This is a genomic window from Yoonia sp. GPGPB17, assembly GCF_037892195.1.
Lineage (GTDB): Bacteria > Pseudomonadota > Alphaproteobacteria > Rhodobacterales > Rhodobacteraceae > Yoonia.
Window position 1 is genome coordinate 2,508,612 of record NZ_JATACI010000002.1, and the last position, 21,679, is coordinate 2,530,290.

General features: G+C 56.7%; 19 protein-coding genes, 1 tRNA gene and 3 pseudogenes. 15 read left to right on the forward strand and 8 right to left on the reverse strand.

Translation table 11 applies throughout. The annotated features are described in order from the left end of the window. Positions 1–56: 56 nt before the first annotated feature. Positions 57–662 carry a protocatechuate 3,4-dioxygenase subunit alpha gene (gene pcaG / locus QTO30_RS13440; RefSeq protein ID WP_340424606.1) on the reverse strand — a complete coding sequence of 202 codons (606 nt, stop codon included), beginning with the start codon at positions 660–662 and terminating at the stop codon, positions 57–59. 69 nt (positions 663–731) lie between these two features. On the opposite strand from pcaG, the gene QTO30_RS13445 reads away from it, so the two are divergent. Continuing rightward, positions 732–1,523 carry an IclR family transcriptional regulator gene (locus tag QTO30_RS13445; RefSeq protein WP_340424607.1) on the forward strand — a complete coding sequence of 264 codons (792 nt, stop codon included), beginning with the start codon at positions 732–734 and terminating at the stop codon, positions 1,521–1,523. A gap of 5 nt (positions 1,524–1,528) precedes the next feature. Here the strand turns inward: QTO30_RS13445 and QTO30_RS13450 are convergent, their stop codons facing one another. Further along, positions 1,529–2,407, reverse strand: a complete 879-nt coding sequence (locus tag QTO30_RS13450; protein ID WP_340425937.1) for a BKACE family enzyme — start codon at positions 2,405–2,407, stop codon at positions 1,529–1,531. Positions 2,408–2,431: 24 nt separating this feature from the next. Continuing rightward, a pseudogene (locus QTO30_RS13455) lies at positions 2,432–3,745 on the reverse strand (aspartate aminotransferase family protein); the annotation flags it as partial. A gap of 107 nt (positions 3,746–3,852) precedes the next feature. On the opposite strand from QTO30_RS13455, the gene QTO30_RS13460 reads away from it, so the two are divergent. The 7 genes from QTO30_RS13460 (at position 3,853) to QTO30_RS13485 (ending at position 10,394) form a co-directional block, all read left to right on the forward strand. After that, positions 3,853–5,007 (forward strand): CaiB/BaiF CoA transferase family protein, encoded by a 1,155-nt coding sequence (locus tag QTO30_RS13460; RefSeq protein WP_340425938.1) that lies wholly within the window; start codon positions 3,853–3,855, stop codon positions 5,005–5,007. Next, positions 5,004–5,894, forward strand: coding sequence for an SMP-30/gluconolactonase/LRE family protein (locus QTO30_RS13465; RefSeq protein ID WP_340424608.1), 891 nt, complete (start codon positions 5,004–5,006; stop codon positions 5,892–5,894). Before QTO30_RS13460 ends, QTO30_RS13465 begins: the two co-directional genes overlap by 4 nt. Positions 5,895–5,901: 7 nt before the next feature. Next, positions 5,902–6,801, forward strand: coding sequence for a dihydrodipicolinate synthase family protein (locus tag QTO30_RS13470; protein WP_340424609.1), 900 nt, complete (start codon positions 5,902–5,904; stop codon positions 6,799–6,801). Positions 6,802–6,873: 72 nt separating this feature from the next. Beyond that, positions 6,874–7,101, forward strand: coding sequence for a 2Fe-2S iron-sulfur cluster-binding protein (locus QTO30_RS22130; RefSeq protein ID WP_445327153.1), 228 nt, complete (start codon positions 6,874–6,876; stop codon positions 7,099–7,101). Then, positions 7,094–8,515: an NAD(P)/FAD-dependent oxidoreductase gene (locus tag QTO30_RS13475; RefSeq protein ID WP_340424611.1), complete on the forward strand. Its 1,422-nt coding sequence runs from the start codon at positions 7,094–7,096 to the stop codon at positions 8,513–8,515. The genes QTO30_RS22130 and QTO30_RS13475 overlap by 8 nt, the downstream gene beginning before the upstream one ends. Then, positions 8,512–9,612 (forward strand): NAD(P)/FAD-dependent oxidoreductase, encoded by a 1,101-nt coding sequence (locus QTO30_RS13480; RefSeq protein WP_340424612.1) that lies wholly within the window; start codon positions 8,512–8,514, stop codon positions 9,610–9,612. The genes QTO30_RS13475 and QTO30_RS13480 overlap by 4 nt, the downstream gene beginning before the upstream one ends. Next, on the forward strand, positions 9,609–10,394 hold the full coding sequence (locus QTO30_RS13485; protein ID WP_340424613.1) for an SDR family NAD(P)-dependent oxidoreductase: 786 nt from the start codon (positions 9,609–9,611) through the stop codon (positions 10,392–10,394). Before QTO30_RS13480 ends, QTO30_RS13485 begins: the two co-directional genes overlap by 4 nt. Positions 10,395–10,428: 34 nt before the next feature. Here QTO30_RS13485 and QTO30_RS13490 read toward each other — a convergent pair whose 3' ends face one another. From QTO30_RS13490 to tsaD, 5 genes and pseudogenes are all read right to left on the reverse strand, one after another. Continuing rightward, a complete protein-coding gene (locus tag QTO30_RS13490; RefSeq protein ID WP_340424614.1) occupies positions 10,429–11,373 on the reverse strand; it encodes a hypothetical protein in 945 nt (314 codons plus the stop codon). Between the two features lie 283 nt (positions 11,374–11,656). Then, complete coding sequence (locus tag QTO30_RS13495) at positions 11,657–12,076, reverse strand: EVE domain-containing protein (protein ID WP_340424615.1); 420 nt, start codon at positions 12,074–12,076, stop codon at positions 11,657–11,659. Next, entirely contained in the window at positions 12,076–12,348 is a 273-nt protein-coding gene (locus QTO30_RS13500; protein ID WP_340424616.1) for a YciI family protein, read from the reverse strand. Before QTO30_RS13500 ends, QTO30_RS13495 begins: the two co-directional genes overlap by 1 nt. Continuing rightward, positions 12,349–13,311, reverse strand: coding sequence for an NAD(P)H-dependent glycerol-3-phosphate dehydrogenase (locus QTO30_RS13505; RefSeq protein ID WP_340424617.1), 963 nt, complete (start codon positions 13,309–13,311; stop codon positions 12,349–12,351). Continuing rightward, positions 13,308–14,392 (reverse strand): annotated as a pseudogene (tsaD, locus tag QTO30_RS13510) (tRNA (adenosine(37)-N6)-threonylcarbamoyltransferase complex transferase subunit TsaD). The gene QTO30_RS13505 and the pseudogene tsaD overlap by 4 nt, the downstream one beginning before the upstream one ends. Positions 14,393–14,460: 68 nt before the next feature. Here tsaD and QTO30_RS13515 point away from each other — a divergent pair. The 7 genes and pseudogenes from QTO30_RS13515 to QTO30_RS13545 all read left to right on the forward strand — a co-directional run bounded on the left by QTO30_RS13515 (position 14,461) and on the right by QTO30_RS13545 (position 21,561). Then, a complete protein-coding gene (locus tag QTO30_RS13515) occupies positions 14,461–15,168 on the forward strand; it encodes a uroporphyrinogen-III synthase (RefSeq protein ID WP_340424618.1) in 708 nt (235 codons plus the stop codon). Positions 15,169–15,363: 195 nt separating this feature from the next. Then, on the forward strand, positions 15,364–16,440 hold the full coding sequence (locus QTO30_RS13520) for a COG4223 family protein (protein WP_340424620.1): 1,077 nt from the start codon (positions 15,364–15,366) through the stop codon (positions 16,438–16,440). An 11-nt stretch (positions 16,441–16,451) separates the two neighbouring features. Then, positions 16,452–17,900, forward strand: a complete 1,449-nt coding sequence (locus tag QTO30_RS13525; protein WP_340424621.1) for a heme biosynthesis protein HemY — start codon at positions 16,452–16,454, stop codon at positions 17,898–17,900. Positions 17,901–17,945: 45 nt separating this feature from the next. Next, positions 17,946–18,021: transfer RNA gene (locus QTO30_RS13530), tRNA-Thr, on the forward strand. A gap of 115 nt (positions 18,022–18,136) precedes the next feature. After that, positions 18,137–19,027, forward strand: a complete 891-nt coding sequence (locus tag QTO30_RS13535; RefSeq protein WP_340424622.1) for a LysR family transcriptional regulator — start codon at positions 18,137–18,139, stop codon at positions 19,025–19,027. A 113-nt stretch (positions 19,028–19,140) separates the two neighbouring features. Continuing rightward, positions 19,141–20,587, forward strand: a pseudogene (locus QTO30_RS13540) (aldehyde dehydrogenase family protein). Next, positions 20,587–21,561: a membrane dipeptidase gene (locus QTO30_RS13545; RefSeq protein WP_340424624.1), complete on the forward strand. Its 975-nt coding sequence runs from the start codon at positions 20,587–20,589 to the stop codon at positions 21,559–21,561. Before QTO30_RS13540 ends, QTO30_RS13545 begins: the two are co-directional and overlap by 1 nt. Positions 21,562–21,679 lie beyond the last annotated feature (118 nt).

The window sequence follows — 21,679 nt, forward strand, 5'->3', positions numbered from 1 at the left end:
GTATTGTCGGTTGGTCCAATACCAATTTGTCTGCCAAGTTTTGTCATGCCTGTCCCCTAGCTTTCAAGATCATCAAAGAATGGTGTTTCATTGTCGCCCGCCATCACGATATCGAACAGGTAAACCTCAGCGCCGTCGGCGGTACGGCCATCATGACGCGCGATCAGCCGCGCTTGATCGTCGGGGCCCAACACGTTCAAGACAGGGTCGCCATCGTTCTCGGGCTGATGTTCAAAGAACATCTGTGTGACGATACGATTGATGCCGTCCGAAAAGATCGTGAAGGTAATGTTTGGCGCGCGACCACTTGCTGCACCGGGCTTGATGGTGCGGAAAGCGTATTCACCTGTTGCGGTGCGCTGGCGTCCGTATCCATTGAACCACGGATCAACGTCTGGGTGTCCCGCATTTGCTGGCGAACGATAGACGCCTTTCGCATTTGCTTGCCAGATTTCCAGCAACACGCCGTTGGCAAGATTGCCGTGCCGGTCAAAGACACGACCGCGGATGATGATTTGCGTACCTTGGGGGCCGCCGACAACCCCCTCACCCAGGCTTGTCAGATCTTCCAGTGTCTTGTCGCGAAAGTAGATCGGGAAATACGGGCCGATGGTATCTTCATTTGTTGGCGGCAAGGCGTTCTTGCGAAGATCATCTGTCACTCTACCTCCTCCTTATTGTGCATATAGCGTTTTGCAGATAAAACGGCGTTCACTTGTCAAGGGTGCCTCATGCCAGAATCTTCCAATCACAAAGTCTATTTTGTTCCAGGCCTGCAACGCGGCTTGCGCGTATTGGAGATATTGGGCGCGGCGGATGAACCCATGTCGATCAGCGACATTGGCCGCGCGATGGATCTGAGCCGGTCTTCGACTTTTCGGTTGATCTACACACTTAATCAAATGGGCTTTCTGAAGGATGGCGAACAGAAAAACACCTATACGTTGGGGGCGCGTGTCCTCAATCTTGGGTTTGCCTACCTCAACCAGCAACCCATTACTTCGATTGCGCGTCCTTATCTGGCCAATCTGCGCGACCGAACGGAAGTCAGTGCGCATCTGAGCGTGTTGGAGGGGGCGGATGTTCTCTATCTGGGTAGTCATCAGGCCCGCAGCGGCTTTGTATCCAATATGGTCACCGGTACGCGGACACAGGCCTATGCCTCGGCCATCGGCTGGTGTTTGTTGGGTAGCCATTCTGATGATGACCTTAAAACGTTCTGCGAGAACATAGAGATGTCGGTTTTCACAGATGAGACGCCAACAACCTTTGCCATGCTGCGCGATCGCGTAAAGGCTGCGCGAAAACAGGGCTATGTTTTCTCTAAGGGATTTCGCGAACCCGGAGGGTCGAGCGTCGCTGTGCCTGTGCGCGACAACACCGGGCGTGTCGTGGCCTGCGTGAACGTGTCCGGCCCTGACAGCGGCTTCGATTTTGACCGGATCGAGAGCTTTTATGTGCCCGAAACCAAAGCAACCGCGCTGCAAATCTCGCGCGAATTGGGATATGCAGGCGCTGAGTGACATTGTTAAGAAACGATACCTAGAATTTGACGCGCCTCGTCAGGGGTGGCGATGCTACCACCAAGACTTTCAACAATAGACACGCCCTTTTCGACAAGTTGTGCGTTTGATCGACAATGCTCCCCCTTGGCAATATAGGCTGTGTCTTCCATGCCGATCCGCACATGTCCGCCCAACAGATACGCTTGGGCCAGCATCGGAAAGGCCATGCGCCCGATGCCAAAGGCTGCCCATTCGGTCCCTTCAGGTAACTGGCTGACCAAAAAAGCCATTGTTTCCGGGTTGGCGACCGCTCCAAACCGTACCCCAAGCACCATTTGCACCATCAACGGGGTCTTGATGATGCCACGTTTGACGAAATCCTTGACCATATGCAGATCGCCACTGTCAAAGACTTCGATTTCCGGCTTTACGCCAGCGGCGTAGATCCGCTCGGCCATCTGTTCGAGGTTCCACGGCGCATTGATCACGCTGGCCTGGCCGGACCACATCGTGTTGAAGTCGAGCGTGCAAATCTCTGGCTTCAGCGCCTCAACATGCGCCACACGTTTTTCCGGTGCGCAGAGGGTTGAACCCGGATCTGCAATCTTTGGATCATCTTTTGAAGGCACAAAGCGGCCGCCTTCGCCCGTCGTCAGGTTTAGGATAACATCTTCATTCTTTTCACGAATGCGCGCGACCAGTTCACGGTAAAGCGCAAGGTCCATAGACCCCTTCGCTGTTTCGGGGTCACGTACGTGCAAGTGAACAATTGAGGCCCCCGCTTTTGCAGCATTCAAAGCCTCGTCGGCAATCTGGGCTGGGGTTACAGGCAGGTGCGGGCTTGTCTCTGGCGTCATCAGGTTGCCTGTGACCGCGCAGGTCAGGATAGTTTTGCAGGTCATTGCGTGACAGCCTCTAGGCTTGGCGTCGATTGCGTGGCCAATATGGGCGACGATCTGCACTATTTCGGCCTCGGTCGCGGTATAGGAAGGTGCCAAAAGAATGTGATCACCGTTGATACCATCAGCACAGCCCTGCGCCGGGTAGCACATAAGGCCCTCATCCAAAGCAATGCTTTGGATTCTTGGGGATAGTTTCGCCGCGACAGGAAATGGTTCTTTTGTTGCTTTATCTTTGACGACTTCAACCGTCCAGAACAGCCCGCGCCCACGAATGTCGCCCACGTTTGGATGCTGCCCGAAACGTGCATGTAAGGCGTCTTTCAACTGCAACCCACGCGCACGGACATTGGCAAGTAAATCATCCTTTTCAATCACCTGCTGTACAGCCAACGCGCCTGCGGCAGCGACCGCATGCGACATGTATGTGTGTCCGTTCCAAAGCAAGCCACTGCCATCCCTGATGGCTGACACCACGCCTTCGCTGACCATCACAGCTGCGATCGGCTGATATCCAGCGCCCAGACCTTTGGCCAATGTCGTGATGTCGGCATGGATGCCTTCTTGTTCCAGTGCGAACAATGTTCCGGTGCGGCCCATGCCACACATCACCTCGTCCGCGATGTATAGGACTCCATACGTATCACAAATCTCGCGAATGCGGTTGAAATAGCCCTTTGGCGCGGGCTGTGTGCCGAGTGACGCGCCGACAACAGGCTCGGCAACAAAGGCCATAACATTTTCGGGTCCAAGCTTCTGGATGCGCGCGTCGAGCAGGTTGGCCATGCGCAGACCAAATGCCTCTTCTGACTCACCGTCTGAGCGCATGCGATAATCGTAGGCAGCATCAATATGTTCAACATCCATCAGCATCGGCTGGAAGGGCGCACGGCGGCCCTCGTGACCGCCTGTTGCCAATGCGCCAAGTGTATTGCCATGATAGCTTGGCTTGCGCGCAATGATCTTGGTGCGCGATCCTTCGCCGCGTTCCAGATAATACTGTCTGGCAAGTTTCAATGCGGCTTCCATCGCCTCGGACCCGCTACCTAGGTACATCACCCGACCGTCACCCGTACCCTGCGGGGCGCGCCGGATCAAAAATGCGGCAAGCTCTTCGGCAGGTGCGTTGGTGAAAAAGCTGGTATGGGCAAAAGCGATCTTGTCGATCTGCTTCTTGAGGGCGTCGCGGACCCGTTGATTGTCATGCCCAAGACAGGACACAGCCGCACCGCCGCAAGCATCAAGATAGCGCTTGCCGTCTGAATCGATCAGATAGCTCCCCTCACCCCCAACAACCGACGGAAGTTGCGTGCCAAGTGAGCGGTGTAGAACATAGGTCATGTGATTGCCGTATTGCATCCGGAACAATGTTTTGTATATTAGACGCATTGCTGATAAGCAAGCGCCATTCATGACGACTCCAGCCGAAGGAAAACCCATTGGGCGCATTGAGCAACATTACTGTTCTAGACATGACCCACGTTTTGGCCGGGCCGTTCTGCACCTATCAAATGGCGCTGCTCGGTGCCGATGTCGTGAAGATTGAATCACCTCACAATCCAGATTGCGCCCGTGGACGTGGTCCCGACGCCGCAGCAAACGCGCAGGGCCTTGGTTTGAACTACCAAACCCAAGGCGGCAACAAACGCGCTTTGGCGCTTGATATCTCGCAACCAGATGGGCGCGAGGCGCTTCTATCTCTTGTCGCGCAGGCGGATGTGCTTGTTGAAAACTATACCACAGATGCCATGGCCCGGCTGAAACTGGACTATGGTACACTGGCACAGATCAATCCTACGCTGATTTACTGTTCGATCAGCGGCTATGGTGACAGCGGACCGGACGCGGCCACAGGTGCTTATGATAACGTCATCCAAGCGGCGAGCGGGACGATTGCACAATGCGGGGGCGAAAAGCCGAGCGTATCCTTTATTGACTATAGTACAGGGTATGCAGCGGCATTTGCCGTATCTTCAGCGTTGGTACAGCGTGTGCAGACCGGCAAGGGTTGCCATATCTCAGTGTCAATGCTGGAGGTCGCGATGCAGATGATGTCACCCGAAGTCGCAGCGGTGCAGCACCTGGTAAAATCGCCGCGTAGCAAAGAGGCTGGGATCACAACCTATGATACAGCCGATGGGCAATTGACACTTGGCGTGTTTCACCCCGCGCAATACCGCAAGCTGTCTGTGTTGCTCGCCAAGCTTGGCCACGAGATACCTGAACTTGCGATGATCCAAACTTGGGAGGACGTCTGGGCCTTGCCGGACGCAACAAAAGCATCGCTCGTCGATGTTATGCTATCTCGCAGCTGCGCGGAATGGGTGCGGGACTTGCGCGCGACCGATTTGCCTGCAGAACCGGTAACCTCGCTCGCCGAGGCTGTTGAGAACACCCAACTAGCGGCGCGCGGCTATTTCCAACCAAACCCGGACGGCTCGCCCGAGACGCTTCCGGTAGCAGCATTTCATATGACACAGGGCGGTCCTGCATTAACAAGTGGTCCGCCCAAAATAGGGCAGCACTCCAAAGACGTACTGCGTGCGGCGGGATTGGATGATTCACAGATCGCAGCATTGGTTGCGAAAGGCGTGGTCGTATGATGCGTCAACCACATATCCTGACGGCGACAGAATTCACCACCTTGCCAGATGCCTTGCGACATAGGGGTGAACCTTCAGCCTGGGCAAAGATGACGCGTCCCGGGCAACAGATGCATTCTTTCCTTGAAGCAGCGTTCTTTGATGAGGACCGAAACCTCTGGCTGGCTGATGTGCCCTACGGTCGTATTTTCCGCATTTCGCCGGATGGTGTGTGGGACGTCATGCATCAGATTGACGGCGAACCCCACGCCATGCGGATTGCACCGGATGGGCGTCATATTGCAGTCGACTATCGTCACGGGCTGATTGCGCTGAACGACCAAGGCCGTTTTGAAAACTTAAGCACGGGCCTGCCTGATCAACCCTTTCTGGGCCTGTCTGATATGGCCTATGGCCCTGATAGAACGCTTTGGTTCACCGACAGTGGGCGAACCTCGCTTAGCGATCCAACCGGACGGGTGTACTGCCTACCCCAGAACGGTGCCTTGCGCCTTGTTCTGGATTGCGTGCCATATGCAAACGGCATCTGCTTGTCTCCTGACGGAGAGTGGGTCTATGTCGCCGCGACCCGCGCAAATCAGGTGTGGCGCTTTTCATCGAAGCTGCCCAAGACTGGTCAACCGATGGTGGGCACATACCTGAATTTGTCCGGCGGTCTGGGCCCTGATGGGCTGGCCGTCAATGCCGTTGGCTGGCTGGCCGTCGCACAGGCGCAAGCGGGACGCGCGTATGTGTTCGATACACTTGGCACCCTTTTGTTTGAGGTGCTGCTGCCAAAGGGGCTCTGGACCACATCCGTTACGTTCCACCCCGATCATGCAAACCGGCTTATCATCATCGATGCCCAATACGGCACGGTGTTTCACTGTGATCTCCCATCTCAATGAGGACCCTATGAACAAAGACGACCTGCACGGCTATGTGCCCGCCATCGCCACACCATTTGACGACAATGGTGCGATTATGGAGGACGCATTTGTCGATCTCTTTGAGTTCCTCTTAAGCCGTGGGGCAACATGCGTATGTATCGCCGGTGACAACGGTGAAAGTTGGGCTTTGTCAGCCGAGGAACGCGGGCGTTTGGTACGCGTGGCAAAAGACGCATCCAAGGGGCGCGTGCCCATCATGATGGGTATATCAGCGCCGACAATTGATGCTTCGCTCGCCTATGTTCATGCGGCAGAGGAGAACGGCGCGGACGTCCTGTTATCAATGCCCCAAACCTATGTGTTGAAAGCATCCGAGGCTGAATTGATGAACCGGTTCGATAAAGTATCAGCCGCCACAGATAAGCCGTTGGTGCTGTATAACTCACCACGTCGCATGGGTTTTTCGCTGACAATTGATCAAACCGAGACGCTGCTGAACAACCATAATGTCATTGGGATCAAGGAAAGCCAGCGTGACTTTTTCTACCACACGCATCTGCTGGACCGCTTGGGCAGCAAGATGTCTGTGATGACCGGGCCATGCCACTACATCATGCCTGCCTTTGCCCTGGGTGCAAAAGGGTTTATCGCAACAGGGCCCGAGTTCACCGATCTTTTGCCGTCTGAGATGGCGGCGATCGGGACGCGCGCACCCGGCGACACGTATCGTCATGCCCACAAGCAACTTACCGTTCTCTACGAAATGCTGATGGGCACGGCGACTTGGCCTGCATCCTTCAAAGCCGCATTGAATCTGATCGGCCAACCTGCCGGGGTGCCGCGTGATCCGGTATTGCCAGCGACACAAACAGATATCGACAAGATCAAACGAACCTTTGATGATCTTGGGATCAGCTATTCATGATCCGACTAACGCCAGATCATTCCGGCAAGACTACCCGCGCAGACCCAGTCGTCTTTACATTCGACGGGCACAATGTTGCTTAGCTATCGGGGCGAATCTGTTCTGGCCGCACTCACCCGCGCGGGGTTTCACCACTTGCGCGATGCCCCAGAAGATGCCGCCCCACGCGGTGCATTTTGCTGCATGGGACTTTGCCAGGAATGTATCGTGCAGGTTGATGGTCGGCAGATTGAAAGCTGTCGGCAACTTGTGACAGACGGTCTGTCGGTGACATCTTTGAAACGACGATCTGATGTCTGACAGCTACGACATTGCAGTGATTGGTGCCGGGCCCGCCGGAGCAAATGCCGCGATGACGGCGGCACGGGCTGGGGCCAGTGTCGCAGTTGTCGACGAACAACCAAAACCCGGCGGACAGGTGTGGCGTGCCAAAAGCGCGGCTATCGTGAAAGCCCCCGCAACCCCGGAAACTGTGCTCGGCGATGCCTTGCGGTCCGATCTGGCAGCAAGCGATGTCACCCATCTTGGCGATGCCCGCGTGTGGCAAATCGAACGCGATAGCAATGGGTGGGTTGTGTACACCCTGTCATTGGGCAAAACGATACAGATCAAAGCCAAAGCTCTGATACTTGCTACGGGCGCACGCGAATACGTGCAGCCCATCCCAGGCTGGACGACACCTGGGGTTTTTGGCCTTGCCGGAGCGACCGCCTTATTCAAGCAAGACCTAACTTTGCCAGGCACAAACACCGTTGTTTCAGGCACCGGACCTCTGGTGTTTTTTGTCGCCAGTGAAATCCGCCGCTTGGGCGGTCAGGTCGCGGCAATCGTGACATCAAATACCCGCACCGATTGGGCCCGGGCTTTGCCAGCAATGTTGCAGCGGCCTGATCTGCTATGGCGCGGTGCGGTTTGGGTTGCAGATTTGATGTTGGCGCGCGTGCCAATCTATTGGGGTCACGCCGCGACTGGGGTGCAGGGCGGCCCAGCCGTCAATGTCGTCACATTCCAAAAGCTGGATAAGACCGGTGCGCCAATAGGGCTTACAAAAAAGATATCAGCCGACAGCCTATGTCTGGGCAACGGGTTAATCCCAGCGATTGAGGCGGCACAGCTTGCGGGGGCTTCCATCGAACACCGACCAGAGCTGGGCGGCTGGGTGCCAAAAACACAAGTGGATGGCACAACAGATGTGCCTGGCCTTTATGTCTGCGGTGATGGTGCAGGTATTCGCGGTGCCGCCGCTGCCGAAATCCAAGGGGAACTGGTTGGACATGCCGCGTCCGTATATGTTGGCAAGATGTCCAGTTCCGCGCCACCGGGGTTGAAAAAAGCCTATGCACGCGCTGCGCGGTTTGGTTTGGCGATGACAGCGCTGAACATGCCAAAACCGGGGTATCAAGTACTGACCACACCTGAGACTATCTTGTGCCGGTGCGAAAGCCTGACCCAGGCAACTATTGTGACAGAGGTCGCTTCGGGGGCGCAATCAGCCAACGCAGTCAAATCCGGCTTGCGCGCGGGCATGGGCCCTTGTGGAGGCCAGTTCTGCCAAACCGCGATTGCACGGCTTATTGCGCAACTTGACGACGGGGCTGAGGCTGATGTGCCGCTGCCCATAGCCCGCCCGCCTCTACGGCCTGTGCCCATGGCCGAGATAGCGGGCGATTTCAACTACGGAGACTTGCCCATCCCAAAGCCCGCACCACTATGACTGATCTTCGTGACATCGCGATCATCGGCGGCGGTATCATGGGATGCAGTGCGGCGCTGCGTCTGGCCGAGGGCGGCATGCAACCTATCGTGCTGGATCAGGGTGATCTGGGGCAAGGCGCGTCAGGGGTGAATGCCGGGACGCTGTCCTTGCAGATCAAGCGCGTGAAACTGATGCCCTATGCCCTGCGCGGTCACCATGAATGGGAGGCGATGGGCAACGCGGTCGGGTTTCGCAAAACCGGCGGCTACACACTGGCGTTCAACGACCGCGAAGAAGCATTGCTGCATGAGCGCCAAACGCTGAAGGCCGAGGCTGGTGCGCCGATCAGCTTTGTGTCCAACAATGCACTTCGGGACGCCGAACCACACCTGACCCATGCGGTGAAAGCGGCAAGCTACTGTCCCGAAGACGGCTATGCCAACGCATCGCTGACCGGGCAGTATTATCGAGGCCGATTGCAGGATCGAGGCATCGACTATCGCGAGCGCTCGCCCGTCAAAGCAATTGAGCTAAGCAAAACAGGCTTTGCGCTGAACACGCCAAGCGGCACAATCCATGCCACCCGCCTGTTGCTTGCTGCTGGGGCATGGTTGAAACCTGTTGCGGCGATGTTGGGCGTAAACCTGCCAGTCAATGCGCGGATCAACACTGTGTCCGTCACGGAACGCATGCCGCCGCTGACGTCACATGTGATTGGTCATGCCACTGGCCTTTTGACAATGAAGCAAAAGGCCAACGGCACGGTTCTTGTCGGTGGTGGCTGGCAAGGTCGCGGTACACCGCAAGAAGGGCGCGGCGAAGTGACGGCTGCGACCGTCATACCAAATCTAGCCCTTGGGCAGTTCGCCTTGCCTGATTTGGGCCGTGCGCGTGTGCTGCGCAGTTGGACGGGTTTTGAGGCCAACGTGCCCGACTTCTACCCGCTCGCTGGCGGCTTGCCGGGTGTCGAAGATGCATTTGTCCTTGGCTGCGTGCGCGGCGGCTACACCATTGGTCCATACATCGGGAAACTGATGGGGGACGCCATTCTGGGGCGCGAGCCCGAACTGCCCTTGTTCGATCCGGGGCGCGATTTCAGTAAGGAAACGATATGAGCCTGATCTCTACAGACACCTGCCGCCTGGACGGCAAACTCGCCATCATCACCGGCGGGGGTAGCGGCATTGGCGAAGCATCCGCGCGCATATTTGCAGACGCAGGGGCAAAGGTTGTAGTGACAGGGCGCCGGATTGAGCCACTTCAACGCGTCGCCAACGCGGTGGGCGGCCACGCCATTGCCTGCGATGTCTCGAACCAAGCAGATGTCCAAAAAATGTTTGCCGACGCGATACAAATCACCGGCAGAGTTGATGTCCTGCTGAACAATGCAGGTGGCCCAGGCCCGATCGCACCTGTCGCCGACGTCGATATGTCCGACTGGATTAGCTGTATGAACATTAATCTGGTAGGCGCAATGTACTGCCTGCAAGAAGCCGCCAAGATTATGAGCGCCCAAAAATCCGGCTCAATCATCAATATGTCCTCACTGATGGGCATTCAGGGCTATCCGATGCGGTCGGCTTACACAGCATCCAAGTTCGCGTTGATTGGGATTACAGAGACACTGGCCCGTGAACTTGGCCCCGTGAACGTACGCGTCAACGCGCTGATGCCCGGTGCAGTATCAGGAGAAAACATGGACCGCATCCTCAAGAGGCGCTCAGAGGCCGAAGGCCGCCCTGTCGGCGATATCGAACGCGAAAACTATACCGACGTTGCCGCCCTGAAGCGTTGGGTTACCCCCGAAGAAGTCGGCCGCGCAGCGCTTTACTATGCCAGTGATCTGTCGTCAGCGATCACCGGCGACAAGATGAAAGTCGATTGCGGCAGGTTCTAGTGAGGTGGTTAGAACTGTTTTTGGATCGCTGGTTTTATGCCTTGAAACCGGCGATCTTTTTGGTGCGCCGCACATATTTCTCTCTGATGCTTTCGGCGGCAACCCGTGTTTCGCTTTTGGACGCCAGGCTGGATGTCTCACCCACAAATCGCAGGCAAACCAAGGCGTGTGCTTCGTATGACTGCGTGATGGCAGCATCAATGTGATCAAGTTCTTGCTGAAAGTCGTCACTGACACGGCGCAACAGGCGCATCCGCGAAATCAGCTCTTTATGGTCTGCATAAAACAAGCCGGAAAAATGGGGATCAAAGGCGTGCATATCGGGGCGAATTTCGTTTTCGTACGCGTCTTGCGAGAAATCACTCGCGAGACGAAACGCAACTTCTGACGCGTCCATCAGTTCAGCGAAATCCTGCAAGATCGCTTTGATCACTGGGGCATGGTTTCGCTCCATCGCCTCTTCCAGAACATGAAGCAGATAAAGCATGCCGTGGATGATGACAAAGAATAGATGGTGCTGTTGTTTCCAACGGAACAAGGCAGATGGCGCGAGCGCGGGCCAGCTGTCAGTATTGCCTTCATCTGTCCGAAACTGCGCCCAATCAGCAAGACGGTGCAGTCCAAGCGCCAGAACCTCAAGATCTTTGTCGGTCAGTGACACGCCCCCGGCAGCCATGTCCAGATAACATCCTTTGAGCGTTTGACCCAGCGCGACACGGTACTGCGGCACCGGTTCATCGTCTGCCCGCTCAACGTTGAAGTACGCATCAAAGTTTCGCTGCGCACCGTCGAGCGTATTGTCTTTGCGATCAGCTTTGATATCGCTGGTTGCGCCTTGAACCCGACGCGCCACAGCTTCGAAAGCACCCATGCCGGACCCAAGCCGTTGCTCATTAAAACGATGTGAAGGCAAAGAGGTGTCCGCCTCAAACCAGCAATAGGGAAGCGGCAGTGTGAGCGTTGCTGTCTGTGTCTGCATGAGCATGTTTCCTTTTGTCGGTGTTCGACCGTGCCAGTACGCCGCGTCCAAGGCGATGACATTCAAGTCGGTCAGCACCAATAGTCAAACCGGTTTGCTCTCTCACCAACTTCACGATGACCGAGCCAATCACTTCGGTTGATACACCTCAGCGTTTTGATAATCAAACTTTGTTTTATATACAATACACATATACGCCATGCGATATCCCAGACACGCGGCATCAGGGCGAAATAAAAAAGACCCAAATTAAGATAAAAGGCGTTCGCCAACCGATGGCAGGCTAAGCTGTCGTTTCACCCAAAGCGCAAACGAGCGCCCATTCCTCGTCGCTGACCGGTTGCACAGAAAGGCGCGAGTTGTTGACCAGAACCATATCGGCAAGGCGGGGGTCGGCCTTGATGGTTTCCAGCGTGACCGGTTTCGTGAAAGGCCGCACGGCCTTTACATCTACACACTCCCAGCGGTCATCATCGGTTGTGCTGTCAGGATGCGCCTCGGCACAGACTTCAACGATACCAACCACTTCAAGCCCGGTGCGCGAGTGGTAGAAAAACCCCTTCTCGCCCAGTTTCATCGCGCGCATGTTGTTGCGCGCCTGATAGTTGCGTACACCGTCCCATTCTTCGCCTGCCTCGCCTTTGGCAACCTGCGCGTCCCAGCCCCAGACATCGGGTTCTGATTTGAACAACCAGTAGGCCATCAGCCAATCACCTTTTTCCACGCGCGCAGGGTTACGTCCGCAAACAGGCCTGCCTTGGCGTAAGGGTCATTATCGGCCCATGCCTGCGCCGCGGCCAGGTCATCGACCTCCAGCACGATCAACGAACCACACATCTGCCCACCATCATCCAGCACGGGGCCTGCCATCTCGACCACGCCGGTATCGGCAATATAGGCCAGATGCGCGTCGCGGTTGTCCATCCGCGTCTGCAGCGCGCCGGGTTTGTCTTTCGTCATCAGGGCAAAGCGCATTTATTCTTCCTTTAGCGGACGGGACAGCAGCGTGTTCAGTGCCGTTGTCACGTCGGTTTTATTGTCGGTCAGATCAGCGACCACAGTACAAATGGGCATATCAATGTCCAGTTCATCGGCCAACTGTCGTACAGCGCGGGCGGTCGCGGCGCCTTCGACTGTCGTGTTTTGATCAAATTCCGCACCCGTGCCCAACGCCAGACCATAACGATAGTTGCGCGATCCTTCCGAGGTGCAGGTCAGCACCAGATCGCCAAAACCCGACAGCCCAGACAACGTGTCCGTTTGCGCACCCAAAGCCAGCGCTAGGCGCTGCATCTCTGGAAATCCACGCGTGATAAGCGCCGCACGCGCGCTTTCGCCCAAGCGCGCGCCAATGGCGATACCCGAGGCAATCGCCATAACATTCTTCAATGCGCCACCCAGTTCTGCCCCGACAGTATCTGTTGTGCGATAAATCCGCAGGCTGGTGGTCGAAAGGGCCGTTTGCAGGATCGCGCCCATTTCATCGTCCGCGCAGGCCAGCGTCAGCGCGGTCGGCAGGCCCCGCGCGATATCAGCGGCAAAGCTGGGGCCCGTCAGCATCGCAGGCACAGCCCCCGGCACCAGATCGCGGATCGTGCTGGCAGGACCCGTCATGCGCTTAAGATCAATACCCTTGCAACAGGCCACAAGATTCTTGCCATCCAGCCTGTCCATATGCGTCGTCAGGAACGCAGGCAGCGTTTGCGCCGGAATGGCCAGCAATACCGTATCACAGGCAAAAAGCGGGTCTAACGCTGCCGAGATGTTGATATTCTGTGAGAGATCAACGCCCGGCAATTTCGGATTGCTGCGGGTTCTTTGCATCTCGGCCACCGCTGATGCGCTGCGCGCCCAAAGCTGAATTTGATTACCATCCAAGGCAAGCGCGACCGCCAATGCGGTACCAAAAGCACCCCCACCTGCAATCCCGATTTTCATGCCTTGGCCCCCTTTTTGCCCGACCCTAGCATGGGTGCCGCCCGTTGGTCCAAAGGCCAGCGCGGCCGGGCGGAAAGGGTCAGGTCATCAGTCTCGCTTAAGCTGTCATCCGTTCGATCCCAGCGTATGCGATCATCGCCGCATTATCCGTGCAAAGGTGCAAGGGTGGTGCGACAAAATCAGTGTCTAACGCGGTGCAAAGCTCCATCAATCCCTGCCTGACCACCCCATTTGCGGCAACGCCGCCTGCAATAGCAAAGGCAGGTGTGGCAGGCTCTAAGCTAAGGTATTCGGCCAATGCGCGTCGCGTCTTTTCAATCAGTACATCGGTGATGGTTGCCTGAAAACTGGCGCTCAGGTCTGATTGATCCTGCACCGTCAAACCACCCTTTTCTGCCACAACACTATCCCGCGCACGCAAGATGGCAGTCTTGAGACCTGAAAATGACATATCGCATCCAGGTTGGTTCAGAAGAGGACGTGGGAGAGAAAAGCGTTTCGGGTCACCCGTGCTGGCCGCCTTTTCGACCGCTGGGCCGCCGGGCTGTGGTAAGCCCAGCAAGCGGGCCGTCTTGTCAAAGGCTTCGCCCGGCGCATCGTCTATCGTCCCACCGATCCGTTGGAAGTTGTCGTGCGCTTCGACAATAAGAAACTGGCAGTGCCCACCTGACACCAGAAGCATCAGATAGGGATAAGCCAACTGATCCGTCAGGCGCGGTGTCAGCGCGTGCCCTGCCAAATGGTTCACCCCGATCAGGGGCAACCCGGTTGCCGCTGACAGTCCCTTGGCACACATCACACCGGACAAGACACCGCCAATCAGGCCGGGGCCAGCAGTCACTGCGATCCCATCGAGGTCAGTCAGCGTAAGGTCAGCATCTGCCAGCGCTTCTTCGACGCAATGGTCTAGTTTTTCAGCATGCGCCCGCGCTGCGATCTCGGGCACAACACCGCCAAAATCAGCGTGAAGCGTAGTTTGTCCATAAACAACCGAAGCAAGTACGTCATTGCCCCGCACGACAGCCGCGGCTGTATCGTCACAACTGCTTTCGATGCCAAGGATGGTCAAGGGGCGTGTCATGTTGGTTCCGGTTGCGTGTAGGTCTGTCGCAGGTAACACTGGTGCAGCCCGCAAACAATGGTGCCCGCATGACGCCCACCGTAATCCTGACCCGTCCAAAGGCCCAAAGCGCAAGCTTTGCGGCAAAGCTGCGGGCGGCATGGGATGGCCCGATAGCGATTGTCATCGCACCCTTGATCAAGATTGTACCGGTGGATGTCACCTGTCGCATGCCCGACGCGGTTATCTTTACCTCAGCCAATGGCGTGTCAGCCGCCGAACGGCTCGGATTGCCAATCGGCTTGACCGCTTGGTGCGTTGGATCGAAAACGGCTGGACTGGCTCGTGCTGCGGGATTTGCGACAATCACGGGCCCCGGTGACGCGGATGGATTGGTCGCCGATATCATTGCAGACAAGCCTACCGGCGTAGTCGCGCACATCCGCGGTACGCATACACGCGGCAATGTGAGTGCCCGACTGAACGCCGCCGGGATCACCTGCACGGACGTCGTAGCCTACGATCAAACGGTGCTTGGCCTTACGGATGAGGCAATATCAGCCACCTCCGCGCAAAACTCTGTTGTCTTTCCTCTCTTCTCGCCGCGCACCGCCAAGATACTCAGCAATGAGGGGCCGTTTGCGGCCCATGTCCATGTCGTAGCACTGAGCGAAGCCGTGAAAGCGGCTGTCTCGCCAACGATCTCTCGGGAGATCACCTTAGCCGCTAGTCCCGACGGGAACGCGATGCTTTCAGCAACGTTAACTGCCATGCAGGCGCAAATCGGTCGCGGCTAACCCTACGCGCATCGCTTGAGGGTCAAGATGATGCGCGATAGTCTATCTTCTCACCTGCCGACTTCGGGGGTGTGTGCGCTGAAAGGGTGAAAACGTGGCAAAACAGCCAGCCAAGGGTCGCAAGACGCCCGCAAAACCAAAAAAAACAGCCAAAACGGAGGCCGTGACGTCCGATCGGTAGCTGACACCAAACCGATGGTCGATACAATTCCGGCTGAAGTGCACAACAAAGCAGCACCCAATAAACAAAAGACGGTCGAAAAACCGGCTGTGCCTGCTGTCGAAAAAACCAAACCAACCCCAGCGCCAGATGCGCCAAAGCCCCCGAAACACCAAAAGCTGCGCAGCCCGCAAAGGGTAGCGGGTTCCTTCCCTTGGTGCTCGGTGGTCTGGTCGCTAAGCATCATTGGCTTTGCCGTTGCATCGTTGACGGCACCAACAACAGACACGACGTTAGCTGATCAGATTGCCGCCCAATCATCACAGATCAGCGCATTGGAACAGCGCTTGGCCGCGATCCCCGAAGTGGATCTGACCAGTGTTGAGACGGCACAAGCCAGTTTGGCTGCACAGCTATCGGACATCGTTGCACGCTTGACTGCCTTGGAGGAACGACCCGTTGGTACTGTAGTTTCGGGTGCGGCAGGCGAAGGTGTAGCAGACGAAATGAACGCGCTGCGCGCCCAGATCGCCGAAATGACAGACGCGGCCCAGACAGAGTTGGCCGAGGCACGCGCGCAAGCTGCCGCCATCGAAGAAAACGCTGCAGCAGCAGCCCGCAACGCAGCCGCGCGTGCGGCCCTGGCCCGCGTTCAGACGGCCTTGGAAAGCGGCGCACCCATTGGTGCGGCCTTGGGTGATCTGGAAGAGGCCTTGGGTGAAAGTGCCCCTGATGCCCTGATCGCCGTACAGGACGGCGTGCCAACGCTGGCCAGTTTACAGGATCAGTTCCCTGATATGGCGCGTGCGGCCTTGGCGACAGCCCGCAGCGAAGGCGTATCAGGCGAAGAAACAACGGGCTTTGGGACGTTCATGCGCAATCAATTCGATGTCCGCTCAACCACGCCACAGGAAGGTGACAGCGCCGATGCTGTTTTGTCACGCGCGGAAGCCGCTATTCGGACCGGGCGCCTGTCCGATGCACTAGCCGAGATTAGCGCATTGCCAGAAGTGGCCCGCGCTGACATGTCCGAGTGGTTGGCCCTGGCCGAAATGCGTGCAGATGCGATTGCCGCCGTCGATATTCTTTCTACATCTCTTTCAGATAACTAAAGGCGAACCGTATGCTCTGGTCCCTCATTAAAATTATGGCGTTTGTCTTGGCCGTGACGGCATTGACCTACGGCGGCACACAGCTGATGGAAGTGGATGGCGGCGCGACGGTGGATGTTGCCGGTCAGGAATTCACGCTCAGCCCGTTGGAAATGGTCTTTGCCATCGGCGCATTGGTTGTTGTTGTGTGGTTGGGATTAAAGCTGTTGGCGCTTTGTGTCGCGACCTTCAAGTTTCTCAACGGTGATGAAACGGCAATCTCGCGCTACTTCGACCGCAATCGCGAGCGCAAAGGTTATGAAGCCCTGAGCGAGGGCATGATGGCGCTGGCCTCTGGCGAAGGTCACTTGGCAATGACCAAGGCAGCCCGTGCGGATAAATACCTGCAACAGCCTCAACTGACCAATTTGCTAACAGCACAAGCCGCCGAGATGACAGGCGATCGCAAGACCGCCGAAGAAACCTACAAAAAGCTGCTGACTGATGACAAAACCCGTTTTGTCGGCGTACGCGGGATCATGAAGCAAAAGCTGGGTGAAGGTGATACCGACACCGCGATGGCGCTTGCACAGAAAGCCTTTGCACTTAAGCCCAAGCATGAGGAAACCCAAGATATCCTGCTGCGCCTGCAAGCCGAGAAATCTGATTGGGCGGGTGCACGCAAAACGCTTGGGGCCAAGTTGAAGTCAGGCAGCCTGCCACGGGATGTGCACAAGCGGCGCGATGCTGTTCTGGCCCTGTCTGAAGCGCGCGATATTCTGGACGATGGCAAAACCATTGAAGCACGTGAAGCTGCGATTGAAGCGAACCGCTTGTCTCCGGATTTGATCCCTGCGGCGATCATGGCAGCGCGCGGCTATATTGGCGAAGGCAACGCCCGCTACGCCACCCGTGTTCTGACCAAGGTCTGGAATGCGCAACCACACCCCGATATCGCTGCGGCCTTTGCCGAAATTGCACCAGACGAAGAAACAGAGGCCCGATTGAAGCGGTTCAGGACGCTGACGAAATCAACCATGGACCACCCCGAAACAAAGATGCTGATGGCAGAACTGCATATCTCGGCTGAGGATTTTCCGTCGGCCAAACGTGCACTGGGCGATCTGGTTGAGAAAGATCCCACAGCCCGCAATCTGACATTGATGGCGGCGATTGAACGGGGCGAAGGTGCTGATGACTCAGTTGTGCGCGGCTGGCTGACAAAGGCGCTGACAGCACCGCGTGGGCCGCAGTGGATTTGCGACAACTGTCAGCATATCCATGCGACATGGGCCGCCACCTGTGACAACTGCGGATCCTTCGACACGCTGGCATGGAAAACGCCCCCCGCCAGTGAGGTTGCAATGCCTGCCGGAACAGAGATGTTACCACTCATTGTCGGGCAATCATCCGAACATGCTTTGCCCTCAACAAAGGTCGTGGAAGAGGCGGTAGTCGTCGAAGGTGAAGAGGCAAAATAAGCTCTTTCCCGGTGTTTACGGCAATGGTATCTGCCTGCGCGGTAAGCCTCAATAGCTCAGCTGGTAGAGCAGGTCCTTCGTAAGGACAAGGTCGGGGGTTCGAGTCCCTCTTGAGGCACCACTCCTCTTCTCACTATAGAGCTCAGATGATCTGGGCCGTTAACCGCGTCTTATGGACATAGCACGGCGCATAAGCCAAACTTGATTCAGGTGGAATTTATTCAGAGTGCCTGAAATTGACGATTAAGATAGATATGCTGAAGTGCTTCGTCGCGGTCGCCAAAGATGGCAGCCTTTCGAGTGCCGCTGACGCTTTGGGACGCACGCCGTCAGCCGTTTCTATGATGCTCAAGCAATTCGAAGATCACATCGGGGTGTCCCTGTTTGAAACTGCACGCAAATCTAAACTGTCGACCATAGGCGCGCTGATCTACGAGGAGGCCCGCCAGGAGGTGAGCCATTTCGAAAAAACTGTATCGGTGATCGAAGGGCTTAGCCGGTCCGAATTCGGATTCCTGCGGCTTGTCGTGACGCCTTCCGTGGCGATCAATGTTCTACCCTCGATTATCCAAGAATACGTTCAACGGTTCCCTGGCATTCAGTTGGATTTGAGGGATATGGATTCTGCCGCCATCAGTCATGAGATGATCAACGGCCGCGCCGATATCGGCATTGGCTCGCTTCAGCCAGTTGGGGATTTGATCCACACCGATCTATTCAGCGATCGCTTTGGTGTCATCTGCCACAAGAACCATCCCCTCGCTCAAAATTGGGATCAATTGACCTGGCGCGATTTGAATGACCATGTCTTCATTGCCAATGGTCTGTGCCACCTGATTAAGGATCCTGATTTTCTCCCTATTCTGGAAAGCTCTGAACTCATGGTGCCCAGCACAGCTTCGCTTTTGGGGTTGGTACGTGCCGGTGTTGGAATTTCCGTACTGCCACGACTGGCTGCATTGGGTGCAAAAGACGACATTGCATTTCTTCCGTTACACGATGCAACGATCCGGCGTCCTGTGCAAATGCTGTCGCAACCACAGGGCCGGATGACGCCAGCCCTTCGCGAGTTCCTGACGCTTGTGTCCAAGATGAAGCAGTCCGGCGCCCTCGTGTGTGAGCTATAAATTCAGTATACCTGAATTAGTATCTTAAAGTTCTTGATTGGCTGAAATTCAATGTCGGTGTACCCTCGAACAAACTTCGGCAAATGGCGCGCGAAGCAAAACAGGAACATCAGATGCAAAACCGAAACTACATTTGTGGGGAATGGGTCACTGGGCCCAGCGAGATTGAAAACAGGAACCCATCGGATCTGAGTGATCTGGTTGGTCTGTTTGCGCAGGCCAGTCCAGATCAGCTTGAGGCCACTTTGGCGCAGGCGCGCAAGGCGCAAGCCGAATGGGCAGCCTATGGCATTGAGCGGAAATACAATGTGTTGATGGCCATCGGTACCGAAATGATGGCCCGGGCCGACGAGTTGGGCACCTTGCTGTCCCGCGAAGAGGGGAAACCCTTTGCGGAAGGCAAAGGCGAGGTCTACCGGGCCGGTCAGTTCTTTACCTATTATGCGGCAGAGTGCCTGCGCCAGATTGGGGAAAACGCTGATTCTGTGCGCGACGGTATCGAAATTGACGTCCGGCGCGAACCGGTTGGCACGGTTGCCATCATCTCGCCATGGAACTTCCCGACAGCGACCGCATCGTGGAAAATCGCACCCGCGCTCTGCTACGGCAACGCCGTGGTGTGGAAACCGGCCAATGTCACATGCGGCCTCCGCCGTTGCCCTGGTTGAGATCATCGCACGTCAGGACATCCCCAAAGGGCTGGTCTCGCTGGTGATGGGGGTAAGCAGCACCATCGGCCAACAGCTTGTGGAAAGCCCGCAGGTCAATGCCATCAGCTTCACCGGCTCTGTACCGGTTGGCAAGGGCATCGCCACCACGGCCATTCAGAACCTGACCAAAGTGCAGATGGAGATGGGCTCGAAAAACGCGCTGGCCGTCATGGATGACGCGGATCTTGATCTGGCGGTGACGCTGGCCCTTGGTGGCGCCTTTGGCGGTTCAGGCCAGAAATGCACCGCATCTTCGCGCCTTGTGGTGCACCGGTCGGTGCACGACCAGTTCGTTGACAAGCTGGTCGCCGGGGCCAAGGCGATGAAAGTTGGTCATGCGCTGGAAGACGGCACCCAAATGGGGCCCGTCGTCTCAGAACAGCAGTTGAACGAGAATCTGGCCTATGTCGATCTGGCCGCGCAAGAGGGGGCTGAACTGCTATGCGGCGGTCAGCGCCTAGAGATGCCAACGGAAGGCTACTACATGTCGCCCGGCGTGTTCGTCGGCACCACCAATGATATGCGCATCAACCGTGAAGAGATGTTCGCCCCACTGGCCTGTGTGATCCCTGTGGACAGCTATGATGAGGCGCTTGGCGTCGTCAATGACACGAACTTTGGCCTGACCGCCGGGATTGTGACCACCAATCTCGCCCGCGCCACCCACTTCCGGCGCAACGCGCAGTCGGGTTGCGTGATGGTCAACCTGCCGACCGCAGGCACAGACTATCACGTCCCCTTCGGCGGACGCGGTGACAGCTCTTACGGGCCTCGTGAACAAGGCAAGGCCGCCGCAGAGTTCTACACAATCGTCAAAACCGCATACATCAGTTCAGGGACACCATCGTAGTGCGGATCGACAACCTGCAATACGCCAACTGGTCTGAAAAGATCTTTCGCCAAATGCGCGAGGGCGGCGTGGATGCCGTTCACGTTACCATTTCCTACCACGAGACGTTTCGCGAGACCGTGTTGAATTTTGAGCGGTGGAACCGTTGGTTTGAAGAGTACCCCGATCTGATCATGAAGGGGCAATGGGCCTCTGATGTGGCGCGCGCGCGGGAAACCGGGCGCACAGCGATCTTCTTTGGGTTCCAGAACCCCAGTCCGATGGAAGATGACATCGGATTAATCGAAATCCTCCACACCCTTGGCGCGCGGTTTATGCAGCTGACATACAACAACCAGTCTTTGCTCGCGACGGGTTGTTATGAAGCACATGATACAGGCATCACCCGCATGGGCAAACAGGTGATCAAGGAAATGAACCGCGTCGGGCTGGTGGTTGACATGAGCCATTCTGCTGACCGATCGACAATCGAAGCTGCGGATCTGTCCGAGCGCCCGATCGCAATCACCCACGCAAACCCTTATGAATGGTCGCCCGCCCTACGCAACAAGAAAGACGATGTGATCCGCGCTGTAACGCAAAATGGCGGAATGCTTGGGTTTTCAGTTTACCCGCATCACCTCAGGGACAAATCCGACTGCACGTTGGACAGTTTCTGCGAGATGATCGCGCGAACAGCGGAGAAATTTGGCGCAGAGCATTTGGGCATCGGCACGGACCTGTGCCAGGATCAGCCGGACAGCATTGTCGAATGGATGCGCGTCGGGCGCTGGAGCAAGGAAGTTGACTACGGAGAAGGATCAGCCGCAGCCCCAGGCTTTCCGCCGATGCCGAGTTGGTTTCAGGACAACCGCGATTTTGGCAATATCGAGAAAGGTTTGCACGCCGCTGGCCTGAACGCGGCCGAAGTGGCGGGCATCATGGGGGATAACTGGCATCGGTTCTACGCCGAAAATTTTACCCCAAGATCTTGAAAGAAAGGCGAGCAGCTAGAAGCGCAAATCAATGCTGCCTCGCCCGTACCGCACGCAGGGCCCTGATCGTTCAGACCACCCCCGCCACCAAAACATCGCGGCTGCGTGGGGCAGGTGT